The 2,854-nt window shown below is 79.6% G+C and carries 3 protein-coding genes; 1 reads left to right on the top strand and 2 read right to left on the bottom strand.

The genetic code is table 11. The features are described 5' to 3' along the window. Positions 1-662, bottom strand: a 662-nt coding sequence (locus HLB09_RS15275; RefSeq protein WP_171204182.1) for a protoporphyrinogen/coproporphyrinogen oxidase, incomplete at its 3' end; no start/stop codon positions are given. An 8-nt stretch (positions 663-670) separates the two neighbouring features. Beyond that, on the bottom strand, positions 671-1,861 hold the full coding sequence (gene hemE, locus HLB09_RS15270; protein WP_171204181.1) for a uroporphyrinogen decarboxylase: 1,191 nt from the start codon (positions 1,859-1,861) through the stop codon (positions 671-673). A gap of 86 nt (positions 1,862-1,947) precedes the next feature. On the opposite strand from hemE, the gene HLB09_RS19540 reads away from it, so the two are divergent. Beyond that, a complete protein-coding gene (locus tag HLB09_RS19540) occupies positions 1,948-2,562 on the top strand; it encodes a DUF3000 domain-containing protein (RefSeq protein ID WP_212771185.1) in 615 nt (204 codons plus the stop codon). Positions 2,563-2,854 lie beyond the last annotated feature (292 nt).

Here is a 2,854-nt window from a genome sequence, read left to right as displayed (position 1 = left end):
CCCCCTCCGCTCGCCGCCGCCCCGGGACGCAGGAGCGGCTCGCCGCGGACGGCGACGTCCCACAGCGCCGGGACGGTGGCGCGCAGCGACAGGGCGCTGGCGCTGCCGGCGTAGACGCCGCCGAGCAGCGGCTCGACCAGGCGGTCGACGACGGCGCGCCCCACGCGCCCCGCGACCCACGAGGCCACGTCGACGTCGTCGGCGGGGAGCGGGGCCACGCGCTGCTCGGCGGCCACGCGGGCGACCTCGGCCGGCGTCAGCAGCCCCGCCAGGTGGGCGGTCGAGCGCGGCACGCCCATCGTCGTGCCGGGCGGCAGGTCGTGCAGGCGCCCCCGCGAGGCCACGGCCGCGGGCACGGCCTCCGGGTGCTCGACCTCGTCCGCGAGGCCGAGCTCGTCCAGCAGCGCGACGGCCTCGGGGCGCCGGGCGAGCAGCGACTCGGGCCCGAGGTCGACGACGAGCGGCTCCGACCGGCCGGGCACCTCCACCGGGCCGCGGGACATGACGCCGCCGACGCGCTCCGCGGCCTCGAGCACGAGCACCTCGGCGCCCCCGCGGCGCAGCTCGCGCGCCGCCACGAGACCGCTGATGCCGGCCCCCACCACGACGACCGGGGCGACGTGGTGGCTGGGGCCGGCCTCCCCGGGCCCGCCCGTCGGCACGGGGCCGCTCAGCGGGTCGTCGTCTCGTGCACGAGGTCGACGACCCGCGCGAGCACGTCGGGGTCCGTCGTCGGCAGGACCCCGTGGCCGAGGTTGAAGACGTGGCCCGGGGCGGACCGCCCCGCCTCGAGGACCTCGAGCACGCGCTCGCGCACCACGGGCCACGGGGCGAAGAGGGCGGCGGGGTCGAGGTTGCCCTGGAGGGGCACCGGTCGGCCGACGGCCGCGGCCGTCCGCCGGGCGGCCTCGTCGAGCGGGACGCGGAAGTCGACGCCGACGACCTCGGGCCCCGCCTCGGCCATGGCGCCGAGGAGCTCGCCCGTCCCGGTGCCGAAGTGGATGCGGGGCACGCCGAGGTCCGCCACGCCGTCGAGCACCGCCGTCGAGTGCGGGAGGACGTAGCGCCGGTAGTCGGCGAGCGGCAGGGCGCCGACCCAGGAGTCGAAGAGCTGCACGGCCCGCGCGCCGGCCTCGACCTGCACGCGCAGGAACGTCGTCGTCAGCGCGGCGAGCCGCTCCATGAGCGCGTGCCACAGGCCCGGGTCGCCGTACATCATCGCCTTCGTGGCCTCGTGGTGGCGGCTCGGGCCGCCCTCGACGAGGTAGCTGGCCAGGGTGAAGGGGGCGCCGGCGAAGCCGAGCAGCGGCACGTCGCCGAGCTCGGGCACGAGCATCCGCACCGCCTCGTCGACGAAGCCGACCTGCGCGGGGTCGAGGACGGGCAGGGCGTCGACGTCGGCGGCCGTCCGCACGGGGGCGGCGATGACGGGGCCCGTGCCGGGGACGATGTCGAGGTCGACGCCCGCGGCCGCCAGCGGCACGACGATGTCGCTGTAGAGGACCGCGGCGTCGACGCCGTAGCGGCGCACCGGCTGCAGCGTGATCTCGGTGACGAGCTCGGGGGTGCGGCAGGCCTCGAGCATCGCCGTGCCCGCCCGCGCCGCCCGGTACTCGGGCAGGGAGCGACCCGCCTGGCGCATGAACCACACCGGCGTGCGCGAGCCGAGCCGTCCCGCGGCGGCAGCGGCGAAGGGGCCCTCCCCTGCGACGGCGGCCGGGGCGACGGCTGCCGGGGCGACGGCTGCCGGGGCGACGGCTGCCGGGGCGACGGCTGCCGGGGCGTCGGCACCGGCCCGGCCGGTCCTCTCCCCCTCGGTGGCGGCGTCGGCGGGGGCGGTGGCGCGGGTGGCGTCGGGCACCCGCCGATGGTCCCACGGGGTGCTCACCGGCGTGGCGGGGCCGCAGGTCCGCCCCCGTCCTCCCGCAGCCGCCTACCGTGCGGCGCGTGGACGGGCGCGGGAGCAGGGACGGCACGCGCGGCGCCGCCGGCGCCGGCAGCGGCTCCGTCGTCGAGCGCTGCACCGCGAGCCTGCGCGCCGCCCGCCCCCGGCCGGAGGTGCGGCTGGCCGAGGTGCCCGCCCCCGCCCGGGTGGCGCCCTTCGCCGTCGCGCTGTCGGCCGACGTCGCCCGCGCCGGCGACGACGAGGACCTCGCCACCGGCCGGTTCGTGCTGCTGCACGACCCCGCCGGGCAGGAGGCCTGGGAGGGCGACCTTCGCGTCGTCACCTTCGCCCGGGCTGAGCTCGACCCCGAGACCGGCGCCGACCCGCTGCTCGGGGACGTCGGCTGGAGCTGGTTCGTCGACGCGCTCGCCGAGGGCGGCGTCGAGCACGCCGCCGCGGGCGGCACCGTCACGCGGGTCCTGTCCGACAGCTACGGCAGCCTCGCCGAGCGCGAGCCGACGGTCGAGCTCGAGGTCCGCGCCTCCTGGTCACCGCTCGGCGGGCCGGACGCGGTCGGCGACCACCTGCGCGCGTGGGCCGACCACCTGCTCTGCACGGTGGCCGGTCTGCCGCCGCTGCCCGCGGGCGTCACCGCCCTCCCCCGCCGCACCCGCTGACGGCCCCGCCGCGCGGACGCCGCCCCGCGCGCCGACGGGCCCCGCGCCGACGAGGTCCCTCCTGCCAGCACCCCTGCCGCCAGGGCCCCTACCGCCAGGACACGTGCAGCACACCCTCGACGACCGCTCAAGCGGCCGGACGGGTGTGCCGATGGGACTCCTGACAGCGCCCATGGAGGGGCGCTGCGAAGGGAGCCCTCGTGTCCGCCGTCCTGCCGCCCACCGCACGGCCCGCCGCGCCGACCGCCGTCCGGACCGGCGCCCGCCCGGCCGCGCCCGCGGTCGCCCGCAT

The organism is Pseudokineococcus marinus, assembly GCF_013004605.1.
In the GTDB taxonomy this organism is placed as follows: Bacteria; Actinomycetota; Actinomycetes; order Actinomycetales; family Quadrisphaeraceae; genus Pseudokineococcus; species Pseudokineococcus marinus.
The sequence above is the reverse complement of the archived record's forward strand: the minus strand, read 5'-3'. Positions and strand labels throughout refer to the sequence as shown.